This window comes from Iodobacter ciconiae, from assembly GCF_003952345.1.
Lineage (GTDB): Bacteria > Pseudomonadota > Gammaproteobacteria > Burkholderiales > Chitinibacteraceae > Iodobacter > Iodobacter ciconiae.
Genome location: NZ_CP034433.1, coordinates 84,643 through 107,529 on the forward strand (window position 1 = coordinate 84,643; position 22,887 = coordinate 107,529).

14 protein-coding genes are annotated in these 22,887 nt (G+C 49.7%); 8 read left to right on the forward strand and 6 right to left on the reverse strand.

What is annotated here, in order from left to right:
• The first annotated feature begins 497 nt into the window (after positions 1-497).
• Positions 498-3,278, forward strand: a complete 2,781-nt coding sequence (locus tag EJO50_RS00390) for a M16 family metallopeptidase (RefSeq protein WP_125971056.1) — start codon at positions 498-500, stop codon at positions 3,276-3,278.
• A gap of 57 nt (positions 3,279-3,335) precedes the next feature.
• On the opposite strand, the gene EJO50_RS00395 is transcribed toward EJO50_RS00390, so the two are convergent.
• Positions 3,336-5,789: an ABC transporter permease gene (locus EJO50_RS00395; RefSeq protein WP_164521387.1), complete on the reverse strand. Its 2,454-nt coding sequence runs from the start codon at positions 5,787-5,789 to the stop codon at positions 3,336-3,338.
• Positions 5,790-5,903: 114 nt separating this feature from the next.
• Entirely contained in the window at positions 5,904-6,626 is a 723-nt protein-coding gene (locus tag EJO50_RS00400) for an ABC transporter ATP-binding protein (protein WP_233702128.1), read from the reverse strand.
• On the opposite strand from EJO50_RS00400, the gene EJO50_RS00405 reads away from it, so the two are divergent.
• Positions 6,625-7,230, forward strand: a complete 606-nt coding sequence (locus tag EJO50_RS00405; RefSeq protein ID WP_206434423.1) for an arylesterase — start codon at positions 6,625-6,627, stop codon at positions 7,228-7,230. The two genes, EJO50_RS00400 and EJO50_RS00405, sit on opposite strands and share 2 nt — an antisense overlap.
• Positions 7,231-7,305: 75 nt before the next feature.
• Here EJO50_RS00405 and EJO50_RS00410 read toward each other — a convergent pair whose 3' ends face one another.
• Positions 7,306-9,966, reverse strand: a complete 2,661-nt coding sequence (locus EJO50_RS00410) for a TonB-dependent receptor plug domain-containing protein (protein WP_125971058.1) — start codon at positions 9,964-9,966, stop codon at positions 7,306-7,308.
• A gap of 1,083 nt (positions 9,967-11,049) precedes the next feature.
• Here EJO50_RS00410 and EJO50_RS00415 point away from each other — a divergent pair.
• The 6 genes from EJO50_RS00415 (at position 11,050) to bioH (ending at position 18,917) form a co-directional block, all read left to right on the forward strand.
• A complete protein-coding gene (locus EJO50_RS00415; RefSeq protein ID WP_125971059.1) occupies positions 11,050-11,682 on the forward strand; it encodes an alpha-amylase family glycosyl hydrolase in 633 nt (210 codons plus the stop codon).
• Between the two features lie 17 nt (positions 11,683-11,699).
• Positions 11,700-12,536 carry an alpha-amylase family glycosyl hydrolase gene (locus EJO50_RS00420; RefSeq protein ID WP_125971060.1) on the forward strand — a complete coding sequence of 279 codons (837 nt, stop codon included), beginning with the start codon at positions 11,700-11,702 and terminating at the stop codon, positions 12,534-12,536.
• 954 nt (positions 12,537-13,490) lie between these two features.
• The gene (locus tag EJO50_RS00425; protein WP_206434424.1) at positions 13,491-16,286 is read left to right on the forward strand and encodes an HD domain-containing phosphohydrolase; all 2,796 of its coding nucleotides are present in this window, start codon (positions 13,491-13,493) and stop codon (positions 16,284-16,286) included.
• Between the two features lie 160 nt (positions 16,287-16,446).
• Positions 16,447-16,569, forward strand: coding sequence for a hypothetical protein (locus EJO50_RS17590; RefSeq protein WP_267900657.1), 123 nt, complete (start codon positions 16,447-16,449; stop codon positions 16,567-16,569).
• 70 nt (positions 16,570-16,639) lie between these two features.
• Complete coding sequence (gene bioF / locus EJO50_RS00430; protein ID WP_125971061.1) at positions 16,640-17,779, forward strand: 8-amino-7-oxononanoate synthase; 1,140 nt, start codon at positions 16,640-16,642, stop codon at positions 17,777-17,779.
• Positions 17,780-18,137: 358 nt separating this feature from the next.
• Complete coding sequence (bioH, locus tag EJO50_RS00435; protein WP_125971062.1) at positions 18,138-18,917, forward strand: pimeloyl-ACP methyl ester esterase BioH; 780 nt, start codon at positions 18,138-18,140, stop codon at positions 18,915-18,917.
• A gap of 383 nt (positions 18,918-19,300) precedes the next feature.
• Here the strand turns inward: bioH and EJO50_RS00440 are convergent, their stop codons facing one another.
• From EJO50_RS00440 to yiaY, 3 genes are all read right to left on the reverse strand, one after another.
• Entirely contained in the window at positions 19,301-19,720 is a 420-nt protein-coding gene (locus tag EJO50_RS00440) for an META domain-containing protein (RefSeq protein WP_125971063.1), read from the reverse strand.
• A 189-nt stretch (positions 19,721-19,909) separates the two neighbouring features.
• Complete coding sequence (gene rlmD / locus EJO50_RS00445; protein WP_125971064.1) at positions 19,910-21,214, reverse strand: 23S rRNA (uracil(1939)-C(5))-methyltransferase RlmD; 1,305 nt, start codon at positions 21,212-21,214, stop codon at positions 19,910-19,912.
• A gap of 293 nt (positions 21,215-21,507) precedes the next feature.
• Positions 21,508-22,659, reverse strand: coding sequence for an L-threonine dehydrogenase (gene yiaY / locus EJO50_RS00450; protein WP_125971065.1), 1,152 nt, complete (start codon positions 22,657-22,659; stop codon positions 21,508-21,510).
• Between the last annotated feature and the right edge of the window lie 228 nt (positions 22,660-22,887).

The window sequence follows — 22,887 nt, forward strand, 5'->3', positions numbered from 1 at the left end:
GCCTTGCCCATGCTGCATGGTGGTGATTGCTTAGTCGCACCAGGGCGGGTGAAACCCTGATGAGTAAAGCAAATATGAAAAAGATCTTGTTAATGCCTTTGGGCCGTTGATTTTTGCTTTGCCAGGAATGTAAGCCAAATGGATCTGAAATACGAAATCCCTGCGGCAGGCAGGCGCTTAGGGGCGTTTCAATGGAATACTTTACTCTGACGCGGCCTGGCAGAGATTAAAACATCATATATTCAGGTTTGAAATTGCTTAACAAACAATGGCTTAATTTGAAATCTGCTTCACTTTATGAAACTTTGTGCTTTTCCTGGCTCAAAGCTGGGGTTCTTCTGCAGCAATGCCCTGCGGGGAGAAAAGCTTGTCTTTCTTATTATTCCCCGCCTAAAGCATATAAGTAGCTTCGTGATGTTTGTTTTCTGTTCAAACATGAATACTCGAGTCAGTTATATTGTTGTGTGCAACCTATTTTTCCTAACCCGATGGAAACTATGAAGCCTTCTCGTCTGACATTTTTAAGCTTGGCGCTTGCCCTTGCTTTTCTGCCTGCAATTAGCCCGGCAGCCGCTAAATCTGTGGCAAGCAGCAGTGCCGCGGCTTCGGGTTTAAAGCTCATTCGTATTGTTGAAGGGGTGAGTGAATATGAGCTGAGTAATGGTTTGAAAGTATTGCTGGTGCCTGATGCCAGTAAACCCATTACCACGGTGAATATTACTTACCGTGTGGGCTCCAGGCACGAAAATTATGGCGAAACTGGGATGGCCCACCTCCTTGAGCACTTGATGTTTAAAGGGAGTAAGGCGCATCCAAGGCTTTGGGAAGAAATGAGTCAGCGCGGCGTGCAATTTAACGGCACTACATGGCTTGATCGTACTAACTATTACGAAACCTTTGCGGCAAAGCCCGAGACGCTGGAATGGGCGATCTCTATGGAAGCGGATCGCATGGTGAATTCGCGCATATCCGGCGATGATTTAAAAACCGAATTTTCTGTTGTTCGTAATGAAATGGAAAAAAACGAAAATTCGGCAGCACGCATTTTGATTCAGCGGATTTTATCGGCAGCTTATCAATGGCATAACTACGGTAAAGACACGATCGGCGCGCGTACCGATGTAGAAAACGTCAGCATTCCGCGCTTGCAGGATTTCTGGCGCAAATATTATCAGCCCGATAATGCGGTACTGGTGGTGGCGGGCTCTTTTGATGCCGCCCAGACGTTAAAACTGATTGAAAAAAAATTCGGTGTGATTCCACGCCCTAAACGCGTGCTTGAAAATACCTATACCCTGGATCCGGTGCAAGACGGCGAGCGTAGCGTGGTGGTACGCCGTGTGGGTGATACCCAGTTTGTAGGGGCGGCTTACCATACCGTGCCGGCAGCGCATCCTGATTACGCGGCTTTTGAAGCGCTTTCGGTTATTTTGGGTGACACGCCCAATGGTCGCTTATATAAATCGCTGGTAGAAAGTAAATTAGGCACAGGCATCTTTGCATGGGCCGCTAATCTGGAAGAGCCCGGTTTTATTTTGTTTGGTGTTGAATTACGCGGTGAGCAAAATAGGGCTGCTTTTGTTGAAGATAATAATATTGTAATGGCTAAAAAAGTCTTAATTGACACTATTGAAGATTTAGCCAGCAACCCGATCAGTGATGAGGAACTTGCGCGGGCTAAAGCAAAAATTGATAGTGATATGAATAAAGTATTTAATAGCCCCGAGCAATTGGGCGTGGCTTTATCGGATCATATTGGTAATGGCGATTGGCGTTTACTCTTTTTATTAAGGGACCGGGTTAAAGCATTAAGCAAAGCAGATGTGCAGCGCGTGGCGCAAACCTGGCTTAAAGCCAGCAATCGCACGACGGGTGAGTTTATTCCAGAGGCCGATCCGCAACGTGCACCTGTTGCTGCCAAAGTAGATATGGCTGAGCAAATCAAACAATTTAAGCCGGGTGTGGCCCTGGCAGCAGGGGAACGCTTTGATGCTTCACCTGAAAATATTGATCAGCGCACGCATAGTGGCCAGTTTGCCAATGGCATGAAATACGCATTTCTGTCTAAGTCCACCCGTGGCAATACGGTATCGGCCAGTTTATCTTTTAATATGGGTAATGAAAAAAACCTGCAAGGTAAAGTGATTGCTGCGGCTTTAACTGCAGATATGCTTAATCGCGGGACTAAAAAATTAACAGGCAAACAATTTTCCGAGCAGCTGAATAAGCTACAGGCCAAATTGCAAATCGGAGGGGATGTAGATCGTGTTGCGGTTTATCTGGAAACTACAAAAGGCAATTTAGCAAAAGTATTGGATTTGGTGAACGATGCATTGCGTGAGCCTGCTTTTGATGAAAAAGAATTTATACTGCTGATTAATCAGGAATTAGCTCGTCTGGAATCAGCACTTAAAGAGCCTCAGATGGTTGCCAGTAATTTGCTTAAAAGCAAATTGAATACCTGGCCAGCTGGAGACCCGCGTGCTTATATAGAGACCGAGCAACAAATTATACAAATCAAAGCAATAAAGCTGGATGAGCTTAAGTCTTTTTGGGGGGCTTTTTATGGTGCAGAACACGCCGAGGTCGCGGTAGTCGGTGATTTTGACGAGGCCGCAGTGAAGGCCCAGTTAGCAAAACAATATGGCAGCTGGAATGCGCAGCAGGGTTATGCACGTTTGGTACGGCCATTTCAGGCAAATAAATCGCTGGATATCAAGCAACAAACACCAGACAAAGCCAATGCCTTTTTTATTGGCCGCATTGCCCTGCCTGTAGGTGAGCAGCATGCTGATTATCCGGCGCTGGCTTTTGCCAATTATCTTTTGGGCGGGAGTATGAATTCCAGAATTCTGGAGCGTATCCGCCAGAAAGATGGTATCAGCTACGGCGGCGGCTCCAGTGTGCAGGTATCAAGTCAGGATGAATCGGGTCATTTTATTACTTACGCGATTTATGCACCTGAAAATCGAGCCAGGCTGGAGGCGGGGATTCGTGAAGAAATCGAGCGGGTACGCAAAGATGGCTTCACCGAGGCAGAAATTAAGCCGGGAAAAGAAAGCTTTGTGCAACAAATGCAATTATCCCGTACCCAGGACAGCAGCCTTGCCGCAATGCTAGCCAGTAATCTGCATCTGGGCAGAACCATGCAATTTAGTGCTGATTTTGAAGCCAGATTAAAAGCACTCAGCCCGGAGCAAATTAAAGCTGTAATGGTGAAATATATCGATCCGGCCCAGTTATCTGTGGTTTATGCAGGAAATTTTGATAAGAAGTAATGGTACTTAGAAAAAAAGCCGGCATTTACAAATGCCGGCTTTTTTATATTCGCTTCTTTATCCTGCATCTCTTAATAAAACCACAGGCGATGTTTTGCTGAGTTTATGTAAGCGTCTGAGTACCGCCAGTGCCGTGATTGCAGCCCCGGCCAGCAGGCTGGCGAAAGGCAGCCAGTAGTTAAATGCTAAAGGTAATTTGAGTAACTCCTGACCGATGATCATTCCTCCCGCGCTGGCCATCAGCCCTGCGATCAGGCCGGCAACGCCGCCAACTAGCAGGCTTTCCGTGAGCCATACGCTGCGAAGCTTTCTGGAGGTGGCTCCCAGTGCCCGCAATATGGCAGCTTCTCTGGCGCGCTCGGTTTCGGTGGTGTCAAGTGCGGCAAAGAGCACGGTTACCCCTGCTGCGATGCAGAACAAAAATACCAGGCGCAGCGCTGCCGCAGATAAATCCAGAATCCGCCGTACTTCGGCCAGCACTTGGCCTACGTCGATGATGGTGACGTTAGGCAGGGCTTGTACCAGCTCGGGAATGATGGTTTTTTGTCCTTCACCAAGATGAAAACTGGTGATCAGGCTGGCCGGTAAATCGGCAACTAACGCTTTGCTGGCAACCACAAAGAAATTGACGCGAAAGGAATCCCAGTTGACTTCACGCAGATTCAGCACTGGTGCAGTAACCGTTGTGCCTGCGATATCAAAGCTCAGCATATCGCCCAGCCTGATATTAAGCGTAGTGGCCAGCTTAGCTTCTACAGAGAAACCGGGCTGGCTCTCATCGAGCGGCTGACCTGCAACAATGCGGTTGTCGGCGCTTAAAATATCCCCCCAGGACAGATTAAATTCGCGCTCTGCCAGATGTTTTGCCCTGTCTTCCTGAAAGCTTTCCGGCTTGATCGCTTGCTTGTTCTGCATGGTCCAGCGGCCACGAATCATGCTTTGTAAAGCTGGAGCGGGCAGATGACGATTTATAAATTGCTGCTGAAATGCCGCAGTCTGGTCAGGCTGAATATTCAACGCAAAGTGATTGGGTGCATCGGCGGGCACGCGGCTTTGCCATGTTTTAAGTAAATCACCTTCTACTACGGTCAGCAGCCAGATACCTGACAGACCAATTGCCAACGCGCCGAGCTGGGCAAAGGCCAGGCCGGGGCGGCGCAGCAACTGGCGCAGTGCCAGCCTGATCGGGTGCTCGGGGAGTATGCGCGGCAAAAACCAGAGCAGGCCAAGGCCGCTGCCGCCAGCGAGCAAAAGCGTTGCCATAATTCCTGCACCGACCATCAAGGCCAGTTTGGCTTCGGCTGCAATCCACCAGAGTAGTAGCAAGAGTGCGAAAAGGGTGAGCGCCCATTGTAGAATCAGGCTGGCTTTGGGCTCCAATTCATGGCGCAAAACACGTAGTGGCGGGGTGTTGGCTAAAGCGAGCAGCATTGGCCCCGCACTGCCCATCAGCAGTATAAAGCCCAGTAAAGATGCGACCAGCCAGGGCAGCAAAGTACCATCAGGCAGGGCGGCCGGCAGGCGATCCCGGATGCTCAATACCAGCAGGCTTTGTGCGCCCCAGCCCAGTAAACCGCCTATTACGCTGGCTGCCAGAGTGAGGAGGGCCAGTTGTGATAACAGCAGGGTGCGTACCATGTCACGGCTGGCACCGAGTGTGCGCAGCAAGGCGACGGTATCAAAATGCCGGGTGGCAAAGCGGCGTGCCGCCAGTAAAATTGCCATGGCGGCCAGGCAGCCTGCCAATAGTGATGTCAGGCGCAAAAAGCGCTCGGCGCGCTCCAAAGCGGTTTTTACTTCAGGCCGGGCGTCTTTCACATCTTCTAGTTTTTCACCCCGCATCAGCTTGGGCTTAACGGCTTGTTGCCATGAGTCGATCATGGCAGGAGGGCCCGCAACCAGCAGCCGGTATTTCACCCGGCTGCCAAACCCCAGTAAGCCACTGGCAGCCAGATCCTGCTGATTAATCATTAGCCGGGGCTGCAGGCCGGAGAAATCCATAGCGGTATCGGGTTCTCGCTCAATCAGTGCGGCAAGTTTCAGCTTAAGCTGGCCGACTTCCAGTGTGTCGCCCAGCTTGAGCTTTAAAGTTGCTGCCAGCCTTGCATCGGCATAGGCTGTGCCAGCTTTCGGTGCCGTGCTGACATGGCCATCGGGTGCGAGTTTTAACTGGCCACGCAAGGGGTAGGCGTGGCTGACCGCCTTAACGGAAGACAGCATTACCTGGCCATTAAACCCCGCCATGCTGGGGAAAACAGCCGTCTCTGCGGTGTTTAAGCCAGAGTGTTCTGCCTGCTGCCGGTAGTGGGGGCTGATTGCATGATCCGAGCTGATGACGGCGTCTGCAGCCAGCAGATCATTGGCTTCCAGTGCCAGTAGTTTTTCCATTCTGGCAGATAACAGTCCCACGGCGGTGAGCGCGGCAATGGCAATGATCAGGGCCGCCAGGAGAGTGCGATATTCACCAGCCTGAAAGCTGCGGTAAAACAAACGCCAGTTGAGTTTGTGCATGGTTTTTCCGTTAAAGCAAATTGTCGGCATCGCTAGAGCGGACAAGTATTTTTTGAGTCGCAATATGCTTTGGCTTGGCGCTGTGGCTCAAGCTTTCCGCAAGCTGTTATTTTTTTATTCAGGCGTTTTGCCCGTGCTGGGCGATGGGGCTTTCGAAAATTCCAGTTGTGTACCGGCAGAAAGTCTTAATTGCCAGCCACAACGCGCTGCGAGTTTTTCATCGTGGGTGACCAGTACCAGTGTGGTTTGAGTTTCTGTGTTGAGCTGAAACAGTAAATCGGCAATGGCCGTGCCGGTGGCGGCGTCCAGGCTGCCGGTTGGCTCGTCGGCAAACAGGATTTTCGGGCTGGATGCAAAAGCACGGGCCAGCGCAACGCGCTGCTGCTCGCCTCCCGATAATTGCCTTGGCGTGTGTGCCAGGCGATGGCTTAAACCTACCCGTTCCAGCCATTCTGTAGCACGGGTTGAGGCATCTTTTTTACCGGCCAATTCCAGTGGCAGCATGGTGTTTTCCAGGGCCGATAACTCAGGCAATAGCTGAAATGATTGAAATACAAAGCCAGAAATCTGGCCGCGCAGCTCTGCACGCTGGTCTTCGTTCAGGCTGCCTAAATCTTTTCCGGCCAGCGTGATTTGCCCCCGTGAGGCCTGATCAAGCCCGGCAAGCAGGGCCAATAGTGTGGATTTTCCTGAGCCGGAGCTGCCAACAATGGCAAGGCTGGCTCCCGCTGGCAGTGAAAATTCAATATCATGCAAGAGATTAAGTTTTTCGACGGCGGTGCTGACTGTTTTGCCCAGACCGCGTACGGCCAGCATTATTTCTGAGGAGTGATTCATGTGGCGTTTCGTATCCGTATTAGGTTTTATTGTGTGCATGGCGCCGGCTCTGGCCGCGACGCCTTTAATTCTGGTGTTTGGTGATAGTCTGTCTGCCGGTTATGGCATTGCGGCTCAAGCTGCGTGGCCCGCATTACTAAATGAAAATCTGGTCAGGCAAGGTAAGGCATGGCGGGTTGTGAATGCCAGTGTGTCAGGAGAAACGACAGCTGGCGGGCTCACAAGGTTCCCGCAAACACTTAAAACGCATCAGCCTAAAATTGTACTGCTGCAATTGGGCGCTAATGATGGTCTGCGTGGTTTGCCTCTGGTTAATATGGAAAAAAACCTGGGCAACATGATGAAAATGGCTAAAGCCAGCGGTGCTAAAGTGCATTTAATTGGCATGCAAATACCACCTAATTATGGTGCAAGCTATACACAGGGCTTTGCTGCGATTTACCCAAGGTTAGCCAAGCAGTACAGCAGTAGTTTAACGCCTTTTTTACTTGAACCTGTCATTAAAAATACCGAGCTTTTTCAGGCGGATCAGCTCCATCCTAAGGCTGAGGCACAGCCTTTATTAATGAAAATGATAGAAAAAGATCTGGGGAAATTGATTTAGTCTTGGGGCTAACAGTAAAAAGGGCAAAGCCACTTAGACTTTGCCCTTTTTATAATTTACAACTTTAAAACTGGCTTAAAACTTGTAATTGGCCTTGGCATACCAGCTGCGGCCATGTGGGTCTGTGTATTTAGGATCGAAACCCACCTGGAAGTGATCGGCCTGATTGGTGAAAGGCGGATCGGTATCGAGCAGGTTTTTCACGCCGACAGTCAGCTCGATGTTCTTGGTGCGGTATGTGCCTTGCAGGCCCCAGGTACTGTAAGCCTCAACAGAGCGATTAACGCTATTGCCCGATACCGGATCTGTAACCTGATTCTGGTCGATATAGCCGGAAGTGAGGTTATTGGTGAGCGCTGCCCCCCATTCGGCCATATTCCAGGAAAGCGTCAGGTTGTGTCTCCAGCGCGGGGTCATGCCCAGGTCGATATACTGACCTACGCTATCAAAGTAAGCGCCATCTTTTTCACGCTGATACTCATTGGTGATGGTGTAAGTGCCTTCCATCCCAATGCGGAAAGTGCCGTATTCTGTTTTTGGCAGCGCGGCCAGGATAGAGACATCCAGACCATCGGTACGCAACTCACCCAGATTCTGCGATTTGGAATCCACATAGTCGATCAGCCCTGGCAAGCCCGCTGCAATATCGGCTGCAGTGCGTGCTTTACGGATCACTTTGTCTTTATATTTGGCATAGTCGCCAAATATGGTGGAATCCGATATGGAGTCAATCCGGTCTTTAACATTGATATTCCAGTAATCAATCCCTATGGATAAATTTTTCACGGGTTCTACCAAAAAGCCAAAGGTGTAATTGGTGGATAATTCGGGGGTGAGTGATTTATTGCCACCTTGCACCAAATTTAACTGCAAATTGCAATCCAGCGGGCTATTGGTTGCCGCACAGCGTTCAGGGTCATCATAATTGCCTAATGTATTGGTTTTGCTGGTTGGGCGGTTTAAATCATCCAGCGTGGGAGCGTGATAACCCGTGCTGATCGAGCCGCGTAAGACTACTTCATCGATGGGCTGATAGCGGAAACTGATTTTAGGGTTGGTTGTGCTGCCCATATCGTCATAATGGTCGTACCGTAGCGCCGCTTGTAATTCCAGGTTTTTCAGTACCGGAACCACTACCTCGGCAAAGCCGGCATACACCAGGCGTTCGCCGTTGGTGGATTGGCGGTTACCACCACCACCTAAAATATCCCCGCTGGATAAAATGGCTTCCGGGGTATAGGTATAGGTTTCTTTGCGTACATCACCACCAAAGGCAAAACCTACCTTCCCGGCATCCAACTCGTAAATTTCTTTGGAGAACTGAACGTCGGCCGATTTATTACTGGTTTCACCGCTCTGTACCTTGCCGGTAATTTTAGAGGCGTTCAGAGCGGCATTGCCTGCTGCATCCTGCGGACCAAACGGATTGATGACCCCGCTGAGCATGGCAGGCAGCAATTTGCTCTCATAGAGCCAGCCATTGGTGTATTTATCTTCGGTTTTATTCAGTGCATAAACCAGGGCTGCGCGGTAATCCCAGCCTGCTACCTCGCCCTCGGCACCCACAATAAAGCGGTGCTGATCGGATGTGGCTTCGTTTTCACGCGCACCTGCGTCAATTGCGCGCCATTGCAGCTTTAAATCGCCAAGCGTGCCTTTATAAGGGTCATATTTGCCATTGGCAGGATAAAGTAAATCATCGCCATTAAAGGTAGTGGCGCTGGAAACGGGCACTGGGGAGGCGGAATAAGTGCCTACATTACGGGTAAACAGGTAGTCAGCAAAGAGCTGGGTGTTGTCATCTACTTTCAAAGTGCCCTTGCTATAGAAAGAAAGACGCTCTTGTGGCGAGACAATATCAATAATACTAGCGTAGTCAAAACGGCAATTGCCACCTGTGGCAAAGTTGCTATTGGCAATAGGGATGGAGCGGGGCTGATCACAGCCGGTTAAATAGCCAACATTTACCGGTTTTCCACCCGGGCCATTGAGAATAGTGGCGGGGAAGGTGTTGGCAGATGTTTTATTGATTTCTTTATCTGGAATATAAGATGTCCTGGAATAGCTGCGATCTTTAGCGGCCAGTGCTTCCTGTTTGGAGACATCCAGCGCCATAAAGATATTAAAATTGTCTTCGTCCAGGTTGCCAAAACCAAAGCTGAAGTTGGCTTTCTTGACCTCACCGCCCCCGTCAAAAGTCTGTTCGAGACCACCGCCGATTTCTGCACCAATAAAGCTTTTCTTTAGGATAAAGTTCATTACGCCGCCGATTGCATCGGTGCCATAAACCGCAGAAGCGCCATCTTTTACAATTTCAACCCGCTCAACTGCGCCCAGCGGAATGGAATTCAAATCCACGCCTGCGCTATCAAAAGCGTAGTTGGCCATGCGGCGGCCATTGACCAGAATCAGCGTTTTAGAAGTGCCAAGCCCGCGTAAATTAGCGCCAGAAAAGCCGGGCTTGCCTGAGTCGCCCACGGCTTGCGATTGTGAATAGCCGTTGTTGCTGGCGGCCAGGTTATCGATCAGTTCAGCCACGGTGGTGGCTCCGGTTTTAGCGATCTCCTGGCGGCTAATAGTTTGCACCGGGGTTGCACCGGTTTTTGCAGTGCGTTTGATATTGGAGCCTGTGACTTCAACCCGCTCCACTTTGTTGACGGTTTCTGCTGCATGCGCATTGATGACTGCGCCTGCACCTATCATTGCGATAGCAATGGTTATTTTTTTTATTTGCATATGTAATCCCCCGCTAAGTTAGCTATGTTTTTTAGCGCCCTGTTTTAAACAGAGGCTGACAGGTGTATTGCTCATGCTGGAACTAAGGGAAAATTATCAGTTGTGACTTTTTACCATGTAACCAAATGTAACAAGCGGGGCTTGTCAGTATGAGTGATCAAAATAGCTTGAGAGGGGGACAAACAGAGGGATGTTTTTAAGCTTTGGAAGCTTGTGTAATGTAGTTTAAAGCTATAAATCGTGTGTATACATTGATTTTTTTACTTAATTTTTTATTTTTTTTTGTTTTAAATCATTGTGTTGTGAGTTTGTTATGTATGGATTTTTATCTCGCAATTAGTAATTTTAATGAAAGTAAATGAGAGGTTTTAGCTTTTAGTTCTTTGCCAGCGTATTGGACGTCATTATTTTTTATGCTAACTTATCGCTAGGTTACGATGTGTTTATGCTCAATAATATCGATATTTTGTAATTATTTATTGTTGACTTATATTGATAAATAATATTTTATTTTTATTTCGAGTTGTTTTTTTCTTGTTTTTGTTGCTCATTTGCAACTAAAAAGTACATAGTTGCCAGATAGCAAGTGTTCTAGATATATATCTGTATTGATCTTCAGTTAAATCGGCATATTGTGCTGCTGGAAATATCCAAATTAAAGTAATCGTTTTATTTTTTTGTATCCGGGTAAGCATCACAGGCCTTGTGTCTGGTGTAGAGCGCCAGGAGTGAGTGCTCTTATTTCTCAGATAAATTCACCTCTATGCTCTTCATTCATAAATAGGTAATGCCCGACTAGCCTTAAAAAAACATCACACACTTTATCAGGGACTTGCAGCCAGCTCGGCACTGATGAGGCCACAGTACTCTCGGCTTTTGCATATTGACCCTGCTGGTTTTTTGGCCCAAAGCTTAGGTGGCATCGGGTTTAAGTGATATGGATTAGCAGCCTCTGCTTTTTCAATTTTTTAGGCCATGCTCACGTAGTTGCGCATACCCGGCCTTTTTATTCAATAATCAATTTACGGATTCCCACATCAGCCGATTGCTGGGGTTTTTGTCTTTTTCTTACTCGAGTCCACCATGAAAAACACCCTGGATGCCGCCACCAAGCAAATGGCTAGTCAGATTATTTATCAGATTTTCCCTGAGCGTTTTGCTATTGGCGGCGGGCTTTCAAGCGGGGCCAAGCTTGCACAAGCGGCGTATTCAAATCCTGATGTGGTTAAGCAGGGTTGGGACGATACAACACTAGGCCAGCCCTGGGGCATGCAGTTTTTTGGAGGAGATCTGGATGGTATTCGGGATCACCTGGATTACCTTGGTGAGCTGGGCGTGACCGGGGTGTATCTGACACCGGTATTTACCGCTCCGAGCAATCATAAATATGATGCGGTTGATTTTTTTGCGATTGATCCGATGTTTGGCGGCGAGCCGGCCTTGCTGCGGCTGATTGAGGCATTACACGCCAAAGGCATGAGCCTGACGCTGGATGCAGTGCTCAATCATGTGTCCGACAGCCACCCGTGGTTTTTAGCAGCCAAGGCGGGGGATGCAGGTAAGCGGGACTGGTTTAGTTTTTCAGATGATGGTGCTTATCTTTGCTGGCAGGATTATGGCCTGATGCCGGAATTGAACCTAAGCAACCCCGCTGTTCGCGATATTTTGTACCGTAAGCCAGACAGTCTGGTGCAGCACTGGCTGGCTAAGGGATAGATAACTGGCGCTTTGATGTGGCGCAGGATGTGGGCATAGAAGTTGCGCAGGAAATGGCGGCGGTAGTGGGGCAGCGTTTCCCTAAGGCAGGCCTGCTTGGCGAGTTAAATGGCTTTTCGGGCAGCTGGTTTGAGGCCGGTGGCGGCTTTAAAGGGATGATGAATTACTGGTATCGCACCGCTACGCTGGCATGGCTGGCAGGGGAAATTGATGCGCTGCAAATGAATCATGCACTTAAAGACGCCAGAGAAGCTTATGGTTTGAGTGGCCTGCTTTGCTCCTGGAATATGCTTTCCAGCCATGATACGCCAAGGCTGATGACTACTGTGGGAAGCCAAGAAAAAGCACAGCTCGCTATGATCATGCAGTTCACCTTACCTGGTATCCCGCTGATTTATTACGGTGAAGAAATTGGCATGGAAGGCGGGGCGGATCCGGATTGCCGCCGTCCTATGCGCTGGGATCAGGCCGACTGGAATCATGCGCAGCGCCAGTTTGTGCAGCAGCTGATTGCCATTCGCCAAAACCATCCGGCGCTGCAATATGGTGATGTGAAAGTATTGGGGGACAGGCTGGCTGGCAATGCGCTGGTATTTTTACGTGCTACCGAGGTGATTGGCGAAGCGGCTTTAGTCATTGTAAATTTATCTGATCGTGCTTTACAAACCAGGCTGTTAATTCCTTACTCTCACTGGTATGACGGTGTGCCTTTGCATGATGCACTGGGTAATGCTGTGGATACCAAAGTGCAGGCTGGTAGCGTGTTGCTTGATATCCCGGCGCAAGCTGCGGCGATTTATTTACCTGGCGAGCCTTACCAGCATTACACCTTTTTCAAGCCTAGAAATCGCTGAGTGTGTGCCCCGATCAAAGTATTCGGGGCGGATATATTAGCTTGCTCTGCCGGATCAGTCAGGTACTTTGCCTGGTTGATCCGATCCTTTTTTAATTAAGAGCGTATCTTATTCATTGCGGGCAACTTTGCCTTTTGCTGCCAGGTTATCTTGTATTTTAATTCAAAGTAATTACGGCTCTTATGTACTGTGTGTTTCTCTATCAGCCGGAGAATCTATTCTATCATAATGGTAAAACTTTTATCATCATGTTTTTCAACGCTTTGTTGGTTTTAATTAAGATTATTTAGCATTGGGTAAATATGGTTCTGTATCTATATTTAATAATAAAGTAACAGCGAGTTGTTTAGTATGGTTTTATTGTTTATATTTTATAATGTTAGTTAATTGAGTATAAATAAACTTACAAGCTTAGCTGAATTACTTAACTGGATTATTGCGTAAAAGTAATAGAGGTATTTTGTCGTTTCAAGAAGCAGGCAAGTTTTTACGTGAAATGATTTAAGTAAATAAATAGTGAAGATATAAAAATTAATTTGATGTGTTGAATGAAAATGGCTGTTTTTAAATTTTAATTGTAATTAAAAGCCGGGCACTTATGCAAGATTGCCGATAAGTATTTTCAGGGGTTCTCTGATTGTAACTTCCTTAAGCCTTAATAAAAAATAATGATTCAGCTGTGATGAAAATTGTGAATTTAGTAAGTAATAGTCTAGCATTAAGAGGGTAAGGGCAAAAGCTGGCGTCAGATTGGGGGGGCGGATGATGGGAAAGCGCTTATACGTGCATAAAATGGTGCTTCCCGGTTTTCTGGCTACATATTGTAGATTGAGCAGCTTGCCTATCTTTAATTTTCAGGGAAAGATGATGAGTGATGGGGGGATATCTTTACCAACCGGGCATAGGGTCAGCTGGCCGATAAAATTTTCGATCGCCACCGTGGTGGTCCTATGTATGCTGGTATTGGCCGTTGCGGTCATCGGTATTGGCTGGAGCGGTGCCCGGACAACGCTACTGGATACGGCAGCCAGAACAGCGCGGGATGCCGGGCAACTGATCACGGAAAAATCCCGCCGCATGCTTGATCCGGCACAGGCAACGTTACGCATGCTGGTCACGGATCCTGTGGCCAATGCCAGTACGCTGGATGAGCGGATGATGAGGCTGGGTACACTTGTCGATGTACTGGCTGACAATAAATTAATGTCGTCCGTGTTTGTGGGCTATACCGACGGCTCTTTTATGCTGGTTCGTTCACTGGAACGGCCTGAAATCCGTAAAAAATTTAATGCGCCGCCATCATCTAATTTTCTGGTGCAATCGGTGCAAAGCCTGCACAACGGGGAGCCGGAGGGTGAGTATTTATTTTTTAATTCTGCCCGCACACTGCTGGAGCGTCGCAGCCAGCCAGATTACCGTTTCGATCCCCGTACCCGCCCCTGGTATAAAGCCTCCCGGCTGACTTTTGCAGCGCAGCTTTCCGAGCCTTATATTTTCTTTTCTTCCCGGCAAATCGGCGTCACGCTGAGCCAGGCCAGTAAAAACGGTAAGGCGGTTTTTGGCATTGATGTGGTGCTGGATGATCTGGCAAACAGCCTGGAAGAGCTGAAAATTTCGCCCCATACCCAGCTTGCCCTGGTCAATGAAAAGGGCAGGGTGCTGGCTTATCCTGATATGCAGAAAGTATTAATTAAGGGCGCAGATAAGTTCGATTTTAGTACTGTTGATGGTTTGGCTGTTCCCAGCCTTAGCCGCCTGAATGCTCTGGGTCTGGAAAGAGGGAAAGTTGCTGCTTTTGAGGTCGATGGCCAGGAATGGCTGGGTGCCGCTTTGCCCTTTGATGTCTGGCAATCCGAAGGAATGCGTTTGCTTGTGGCAGCTCCCAGTGATGATTTGCTGGGAGAGCTGCGTGGCAAGCTCTTGCGTCTGATTGCTCTGGTAGTGGTTTTGGCTCTGTTTCTGATGCCGCTGGGCTGGCTTGCCGGTGCAAAAATTGGCAAAAGCATGGATAAGCTGACGGCTCAGGCTCAGCGAATGAGCCGTTTTGATTTTAGCCAGAGCCAGCTTAAAAGTACCCTGGTGCAGGAAGTGAATGATTTATCAGCTGTGATGAGCGATATGGGGCAGACCATCCAGACCTTTCTGCAAATTAGCCAGGATATGGCAACCGAGCCAAAAGTTGAGTACATGCTCGACAATGTGCTTAATCAGATGGTGATGGCCACCCGTTGCCGGGCAGGTGCAGTTTATTTACTCAACCATGCCAGCAATAAAATGGAGCGCACTGTCTCGCATGGTGATTTATGCGGGCACACAGAAACAAGTTTTATTCATCTTGATAGGCAGCAGGCCATGCCGGCAGTGCATAAAGTAGCTGAAGGCGTGATCGAAATGCAGATTGAGCTGCGGGGACGCAGTGGCCAGCTTGAAGGTCTTTTAACTTTGCAACACGAGGATGATATCAGCCACGCAGACAGCTCGTTCACTGAGTTTGTGTATAAGCTCTCCGGTATGCTGGCCGTGTCGATAGAAACGCGTCAGCTGATCGGAGCGCAGAAAAAGCTGCTTGATGCGGTGATCAGGCTGATGGCTGACGCGATTGATGCAAAAAGCCCGTATACCGGCGGGCATTGCGAGCGTGTGCCTGAGCTGGCGGGCATGCTGGTCGATCAGATGGGGCGCGAGCAGAGCGGCCCCTATGCCGATTTTAAAATGACTGAAGATCAGCGCTACGAGTTTCATTTGGGCGCATGGCTGCATGATTGCGGCAAGGTCATCAGCCCTGAGCACATTATTGATAAAGCCACCAAGCTGGAAACCATTTATAACCGCATCCATGAAGTGCGCATGCGCTTTGAAGTGATGTGGCGCGATGCCGAGCTGGATCACTGGCGGGCCATAGCGTTTGGCGGTGATGGTGGCTCCTCGCTGGCTGAGTTAAAACTTCGCCAGCAGGCTTTACAGGATGATTTTGTTTTTGTGGCCCGCTGTAATGTGGGTAGTGAGTTTATGGCCGATGAAGATATTCTCAGGCTGCAGCAAATTGGCCAAAAAACATGGTTGCGTTATTTTGATAAACAACTGGGCCTGTCTGCCGATGAAAACCGCAGGCTGGGTGATTATGTACCGGAAAGCCTGCCTATTGCAGAGCTGCTGCTTGCTGATCGCAATGATCATATTGTGCCCTGGGGTGAGCGTAAGCCTGTTGTAGAAAAAAATGATCCGAACAATCTCTATGGCTTTGATATGGATTTGCCCAAACATGCGCAAAATATGGGTGAGGTATACAACCTGTCCATCAGACGCGGTACGCTGACAGAAGAAGACCGTTTCAAAATTAATGATCATATCGTGCAGACACTAATCATGCTGCGTAGCCTGCCCTGGCCCGCGCACCTTGCCAAAGTGCCTGAAATTGCAGCCACCCATCATGAAAAGCTCGATGGTAAAGGCTATCCGCGGCGCCTGTCGGCGGCTCAGCTCACAACCGCTGACAGAGTTATGGCGCTGGCTGATGTGTTTGAAGCGCTTACTGCTGCAGACCGGCCGTATAAATCTCCGAAAACACTGACTGAATCACTCAAAATTATGGCCTTTATGGCCAAAGATCAGCATATTGACGCCGAGCTATTCCGTTATTTCTTGCATAGTAAATTGTGGCTGGTTTTTGCCGAGAAATTTATGCACAAAGAGCAAATAGATGAGGTTGATGTGGCTGCAATTGAAAAATTACTTCCAGTAAAAGGCTAGGGTCTGTTAGCGCTTGATTCACAATTTGGCTGCCGCTTTGGGACGGCCACTGCCAGGGCCGTTGGCTGTGGTGATTAAAGCGGTGGCGCTTAATGTTACAACGCTGATATTTGCTTTAGCGATGCGCAGCAATTTAAGATGGCTCTGGTATATAAAATGAATGGCCAGACCATCCCGGTGGGTATGGCTTGTTTACGATACCGGAGCTGCAAGTTTTGTTATGGCAGGCCAGACGCTGGTGATTGGGCGGGTGGCCTGCTTTATCAATGCCAGCCTGGTATAAACGCTTTGGCCAGCGCGCCTTCATTATCCATCCGCTGTTAGAATTGCTATTTTCCCTGCCGGATTTTCCCATGCCATTTGTCCAATTTGCCGCCAGGCTGGCCGAGCGCCAGCAAGCAGGTTTGCTGCGCAGCCGCCGTCAGATTGACAGCCCGCAGGGCGCGCATATTCAAATTGGCGGGCGGCAGCTGATCAACTTTTGTAGCAATGATTATCTGGGTTTAGCCAATCACCCCGCTGTGGTGCAGGCAGCGCAGCAAGGCGCGGCAGAGTGGGGTGTGGGCAGTGGTGCCGCCCATTTACTGGCCGGGCACTTTGGCCCGCATCAGGCGCTGGAAGACCGGCTGGCTAAGTTTGTAGGTATGCCCGCTGCACTGGGGTTTTCTACCGGTTATATGGCAAATCTGGCGGTGATTACTGCGCTGGTGGGGCGCGGTGATGCGGTGTTTGCCGATAAGCTCAATCATGCTTCTTTGAATGATGCCGTGGCTCTGTCGCGGGCCGATTTCAAGCGCTACCCGCATCAGGATATGGCAGGGTTAGAGCGCATGCTGGCCGCCAGTACTGCGCCACGCAAGCTGATTGTGGCCGATGCAGTATTTAGCATGGATGGCGATATCGCCCCGGTGGCGGCGCTCTTGGCCTTGGCCGAGCAATACGATGCCTGGCTGTTTTTAGACGATGCTCATGGTTTTGGCGTACTCGGGGATGGGCGCGGCACACTGGCCGAGTTTGGCATATCTGCACCCCGCATTATTTATATGGCGACTTTAGGCAAGGCAGCAGGCGTATCGGGTGCTTTTGTAGCGGGTGAGCAAGTGATGTGCGACTGGCTGCTGAACACAGCCCACAGCTATGTTTACACCACCGCCATGCCGCCTCTTTTATCCTGCGCCATGCAAGCCAGCCTTGATTTAATTGCGGCCGAACCCTGGCGGCGGACGCGTTTGGCCGGGCATATCGCGGCCTTTAGAACCGGTTTGCAGGATTGTTGTGAGCTGCTTGATTCCAATACCGCCATTCAGCTGATCTTGCTGCCGGATAATGACAGCACCATCCGCATCGCCAAAGCGCTGTTTGAACGCGGCATTTGGGCAGGCGCAATCCGCCCGCCTACCGTGCCCACACCACGACTGCGCATCACTTTATCGGCAGCGCATTCTGACGATGATGTTGCGGCTTTGATGGGGGAGTTAAAAGCATTGCTTTAGGGGGGCTGATCCGCCGCGCTAACCATAGTCAAAATGCTCTTTTTAGTGCTTTCGGCACGTTGATTTAGGTGCGGTAGCCACTGCGGGGCCTTCCTTTCTTGCTTCGCCAAGAAAGGAAGCGAAGCGACAACAGCAAAGCACGAAAGCCCCTGCCTCGCTTGTTCCTCACTCCGGCGTGTTTCAAGGGGAGATTTAAGCCCCGTGTCGGGAGCGTCGTCATCCTCTTTTGTCTAAGTTTGCTACTAAGAGCCAAATTGGTTAGCGCATATGGGGTTGCACCGGCACAACGAAGCATAAAGCCGTATTTAATTTTTAAGTATTTGGAAAATAGTTGTTTTTATGAAAGGTTTTAGCAAGCATGACAAGCAATTTTTTACATATCGAATCAACAGGCCGTGGGCCGGATGTAGTGCTGCTGCATGGCTGGGCGATGAACAGCACGGTTTGGCGCGGTGTGGCTGACGCTTTGAGTGATGATTTTTGCCTGCATCTGGTGGATTTACCCGGCCACGGTAAAAGCACCAGCAGCCAGCCTTTATCGCTGGCACATATGGTGGCAGAGCTGGATGCGGCTTTTCCAAGGCCGGTGCAAGTGGTGGGCTGGTCTTTGGGCGGGGCGGTGGCCAGCAGTTGGGCAATGGCTGCGCCGGATAAAATCCGCTCGCTCAGCCTGATCGCCTCCACGCCGTGTTTTATGCAGAGAGAAGACTGGCAGCCCGCCATGGCCCCGGCCACCATGAGCCAGTTTGCCGCTAGCCTCGCTGCAGACTGGCAGGGCACGTTAAAGCGCTTTATCAGCCTGCAAGTGCAAGGCGGTGCAGAGGCGCGGGTCTTGGCTAAAGCGCTAAGCCAGGAATTATTCCTGCACGGCGAGCCAAGCCTGGCTGTTTTGCAGGAAGGTCTGGCGATTTTGCGCGATACCGATTTACGTCAGCAAATAAACCAGCTGACTTGCCCGGTATTACTGCAATTTGGCAACCGCGATACGCTCACCCCGCTGGGGGCTGGGGAGTGGCTGGCAGAGGCTTTGCCGCACGCCGAGCTGATTGTACACAGCGGTGCTGCTCACGTGCCTTTTGCCTCGCATCCGGATGATTTTATTACGGCGCAGCGCAGGTTTTTGCTGAGCGGGATGTAGCCAGATGCTGGGCAGGTGAAAGTACTTGCCCTATATGCTTTATTTGTATTTTTTTATTAGCAAGCAGAGACAAAACACAATAACCACTTTCTTGGCAAAGGGCTTTAAAGCCTCCTTGAAACCGCTGCCCGAGGAGTAGCGGGGCGGGGATTGCTTGGGAGCGAGGCCTGCCGCCGACTCGATTGGACCGCCGCAGGGGGGGCGTGTTTCGTGGGTTGGTCTTCTTTGGCTTCGTTTTTTGGTCACATAAGAAACGAAGGTTCAGCGGGACACCCGCACCTAAATTAATGTGCCGAAAGCGCTAAAAAGATCTTAGATTTTTTTGATTTTGCTTAGCGCCACGGGGTTTCAGCCACCCTACAGTGCAATACGCCCCCGCTCAATTAAGGTCTTTTACCCAAAGTCAGTGAGCCATCTTTGCTTTTTAGCTCGATCAGCTTACCGGCTTCCAGCACTTTTACTTCTGCACCATTGGCAAAGGCCTGGCCTACTGCACGGCTAATGGTGCGGTTCTCGTCTCCCATACAGGCCATTTTGGTGGATGCCAGCATGCCCTTGAGCTGTTGATTTTCATCTTTTAGGCTGCCCATTACCCGGTTGCAGCCATCAAAGCCGGTAATGCGCATGGTTTGTGCGTCAAAAACCAGTATTGCCCTGCTATCACTGCTTATGGCTTTATCATTTACTTTGATGATATTCCATTCACCATCAAAGCTGGCAGCAGCACTTGGGGTGGCGGGCATAACGCTGGCACAGGCGGATAAACCAAGGGTAAGGACAGAGCCTAGAAATAATTTACGCATATCTGATATCCATAGAGTGCAGCTGGCGTGAGCTCAGCATGGTTAGGGATTTAAGCCGCCTAAAGCTTAGTTGAGTTGCTGCGACGGAGGCGAGGTATTAAGTGGCTTTCGGTAGTATTTGCCGAAGATGTAGCCAATAAAAAACGCGAAGACTTGCTTCGCGTTTTTTATGAATTTCGTTCAAATTATTCAATGTTTCTCAAACCACGCAATACTCTCAACATGCGCCGTATGCGGGAACATATTCACTATCCCGGCAGCTTTTAGCGTGTAGCCTTTTTCGTGCACCAGCACATCGGCATCGCGGGCGAGGGTGGAGGGATTACAGGATACGTAAACGATGCGCTTCGGGCCGTTTTGGGCGCTGATGGATTTGCACAGCTCGTGCGCGCCGTCCCTTGGCGGATCGATCAGCATCTTGTCGAAATGGCCAAGCTTTTTCAGCCAGCTTTCAGTCATTTCAAATAGATTGGCCACTTTAAAGCTGGTATTACCAGTCAGGTGGTTATCGCTGGCGCTTTCATTGGCCCTGTCTACCAGCTGTTGCAAGCCTTCCATGCCCAGTGTTTTAGCGCCGCTTTTAGCAACGGCCAAGGTGAAATTACCCACGCCACAGAAAAAGTCGGCAATCACGTCACCGGCCTGCGGTTTAAGTAAATCCATAGCCCGCGCCACCAGTGTGCGGTTGATGTGGTGGTTTACCTGGGTGAATTCTGTGGGCTTATAACGCATCACAATGCCAAATTCAGGAATGCTGTAGCTCAGCTGCGGCGCATCCAGCGGGTAAAACGGTGTGGCCGCTTCAACCGATTTTGCCTGCAGCCAGAACTGTACTTTCCACTGCTCAGCGTATTTTTTAATCAAGGCCTGATCGGCTTTATTAGGGGCGACGGGTGTGCGCAGCACCAGAATATCCACATGCTCCCCGACGGCCAGCTCGATATGCAGGATGCGATCTTTTATCGATAAGCTTTTAAGCAGCGAGCGCAGTGGCAAGATTTGCTTGGAAATATGCGGCGGCAATACACGGCATTCATTCAGCGCCGCAATCACTTTAGAGCGCCGCTCAAAAAAGCCCAGCCTGACTTCATTTTGCTTGGCATCATACGAAACCGATAAACGCGCCCGCTGGCGATAGCCCCATTCCGGTCCGTAAATCGCTGGCAACATCATCTCGGCGGATACATTGCCGATGCGTTTTAAGTTGTCTTCCAGTACCCGCTGCTTGGCCGCCACCTGGCCAGTGAATTCCAGATGCTGCATGCTGCAACCGCCGCACACACCAAAGTGCGGACAGGGCGGGTTAACGCGCATATGGCTGGTGGTATGGATTTGCGTGGCTTCGGCGTTTTCAAAACGCGGCTTAATGCGATAGCTTTTATAGCTGACGGTTTCGCGTGGCAGAGCGCCATCAATAAAAATCGTTTTCCCATCTACGCGAGCAATGCCGTGGCCTTCAAAGTCTAAGGATTCAATCAGGGCAGGAGCATTCATGGTAAAAGGGCCGTCGCGTAAAACGGCGGATTATAGCAGGCTTGGGAGTGCTGAGGACGGCGCGAAATACCGGGGAGCGGGCAGTTATTTAAGATCACGATCTGGATAGCCGGGTTTGAAAATATTTAAAACTTGTTTTTCTTGCGTGAAATTTTTTTCTTCTTTGTGATCCTTGTTTCAGTATTTGGGTTTTGGCTGTGCTGCACCAGTAAATAATAAAAAACGCCGCAAGCAAATGATCTTTGCATGCGGCGTTATCTATTGATTTAAGGCAAATCTATTTTGCTTGCGTTTTACATTGCCGCTTTATAAATCGCAGTGATTTCTTCGGCCGTGGCTTGAATCGGGTTGGTAAAGCCGCAAGCGTCTTTGAGGGCGTTGGTGGTGAGGGTTGGGAAGTCGGCTTCTTTTACACCCAGCTCAGTCAGGCCAGCAGGGATGCCTACGTCGGCAGCAAGCTGGCGGATGGCGGCAAGGCAAGCTTCGGCGGCGGCCTCATCAGACAAGAAGCGCACGTCGCAGCCCATAGCCTGGGCTACTTCGCCCAGGCGCTTGGCGGCAATGCCGGAGTTGAATTTTTGTACGTGTGGCAGGAGCACCGCATTGCATACACCGTGTGGCAGATCATAAAAACCACCTAACTGATGGGCCATCGCGTGTACATAGCCGAGGGATGCGTTATTAAAGGCCATCCCTGCTAAAAATTGTGCATAAGCCATTTGCTCGCGGGCATGTAAGTTTTGCCCATCATTCACGGCGTGGCGCAGGTTTTCGCTGATTAAAGTTACGGCTTTTAGGGCACAGGCATCGGTAATGGGCGTAGCGATAGTGGATACGTAGGCTTCAATAGCATGAGTCAGCGCATCCATCCCGGTAGCTGCCGTCAGGCTCTTTGGCTTATCAAGCATCAGCTCCGGATCATTCACCGATAAAATAGGCGTGGTGTGTTTGTCTACAATCGCCATTTTTACATGACGTGCTTCGTCAGTAATGATGCAAAAACGGGTCATTTCGCTGGCGGTGCCGGCGGTTGTGTTAATTGCCACTAGTGGTAATTGTGGTTTTCTGGATTGATCCAGGCCTTCGTAATCGGCGATATTGCCGCCATTGCTGGCACAAAGTGCAATGCCTTTGGCACAATCGTGTGGTGAGCCACCACCCAGTGAAATGACAAAATCACAGTCGTTTTCTTTGAGTAATTTTAAGCCTGCTTCAACATTGCCAATGGTGGGGTTGGGCTGAGCACCATCAAATACCACTGATACCACACCATATTTGCCCAATAGTTCGCCGACCTTAGCTACCATGCCTATTTTATTGAGTACGGCATCGGTCACGATCAGGGCTTTTTTAAAGCCATAAGACTGGATAGTGCTCGCTGCGTCTTTAAGACAGCCAGCGCCCATCAGATTTACTGCTGGAATAAAGAATGCGGTCGTAGTCATGGCGGATCTGCCTGCAGGTTAAAGCTTAAGCCTAACCATTTTATCTGTTACGGGGTTTGTGTGAGATCAAAAAAAGATAGTAAGCGAGGGCTGCAGGCAGGGGGGATGGCTGAATTGCGTCCTGATTTACAGGGGTAAAAATACCATCTGGTGCGAATGAAAACATCATAATCCCTACGCGGTTTTTTGCCATGAAACTTTGTATTTGCAAACTCTGTTTGCATCACT

Bases quoted from the DNA above. Each gene is read 5' to 3' on its own strand.
- EJO50_RS00390 (WP_125971056.1), top strand. From the start codon at position 498: ATGAAGCCTTCTCGTCTGACATTTTTAAGCTTGGCGCTTGCCCTTGCT.
- EJO50_RS00395 (WP_164521387.1), bottom strand. From the start codon at position 5,789: ATGCACAAACTCAACTGGCGTTTGTTTTACCGCAGCTTTCAGGCTGGT.
- EJO50_RS00405 (WP_206434423.1), top strand. From the start codon at position 6,625: ATGTGGCGTTTCGTATCCGTATTAGGTTTTATTGTGTGCATGGCGCCG.
- EJO50_RS00400 (WP_233702128.1), bottom strand. From the start codon at position 6,626: ATGAATCACTCCTCAGAAATAATGCTGGCCGTACGCGGTCTGGGCAAA.
- EJO50_RS00410 (WP_125971058.1), bottom strand. From the start codon at position 9,966: ATGCAAATAAAAAAAATAACCATTGCTATCGCAATGATAGGTGCAGGC.
- EJO50_RS00415 (WP_125971059.1), top strand. From the start codon at position 11,050: ATGAAAAACACCCTGGATGCCGCCACCAAGCAAATGGCTAGTCAGATT.
- EJO50_RS00425 (WP_206434424.1), top strand. From the start codon at position 13,491: ATGCTGGTATTGGCCGTTGCGGTCATCGGTATTGGCTGGAGCGGTGCC.
- EJO50_RS17590 (WP_267900657.1), top strand. From the start codon at position 16,447: ATGGCCAGACCATCCCGGTGGGTATGGCTTGTTTACGATACCGGAGCT.
- bioF (WP_125971061.1), top strand. From the start codon at position 16,640: ATGCCATTTGTCCAATTTGCCGCCAGGCTGGCCGAGCGCCAGCAAGCA.
- bioH (WP_125971062.1), top strand. From the start codon at position 18,138: ATGACAAGCAATTTTTTACATATCGAATCAACAGGCCGTGGGCCGGAT.
- EJO50_RS00440 (WP_125971063.1), bottom strand. From the start codon at position 19,720: ATGCGTAAATTATTTCTAGGCTCTGTCCTTACCCTTGGTTTATCCGCC.
- rlmD (WP_125971064.1), bottom strand. From the start codon at position 21,214: ATGAATGCTCCTGCCCTGATTGAATCCTTAGACTTTGAAGGCCACGGC.
- yiaY (WP_125971065.1), bottom strand. From the start codon at position 22,659: ATGACTACGACCGCATTCTTTATTCCAGCAGTAAATCTGATGGGCGCT.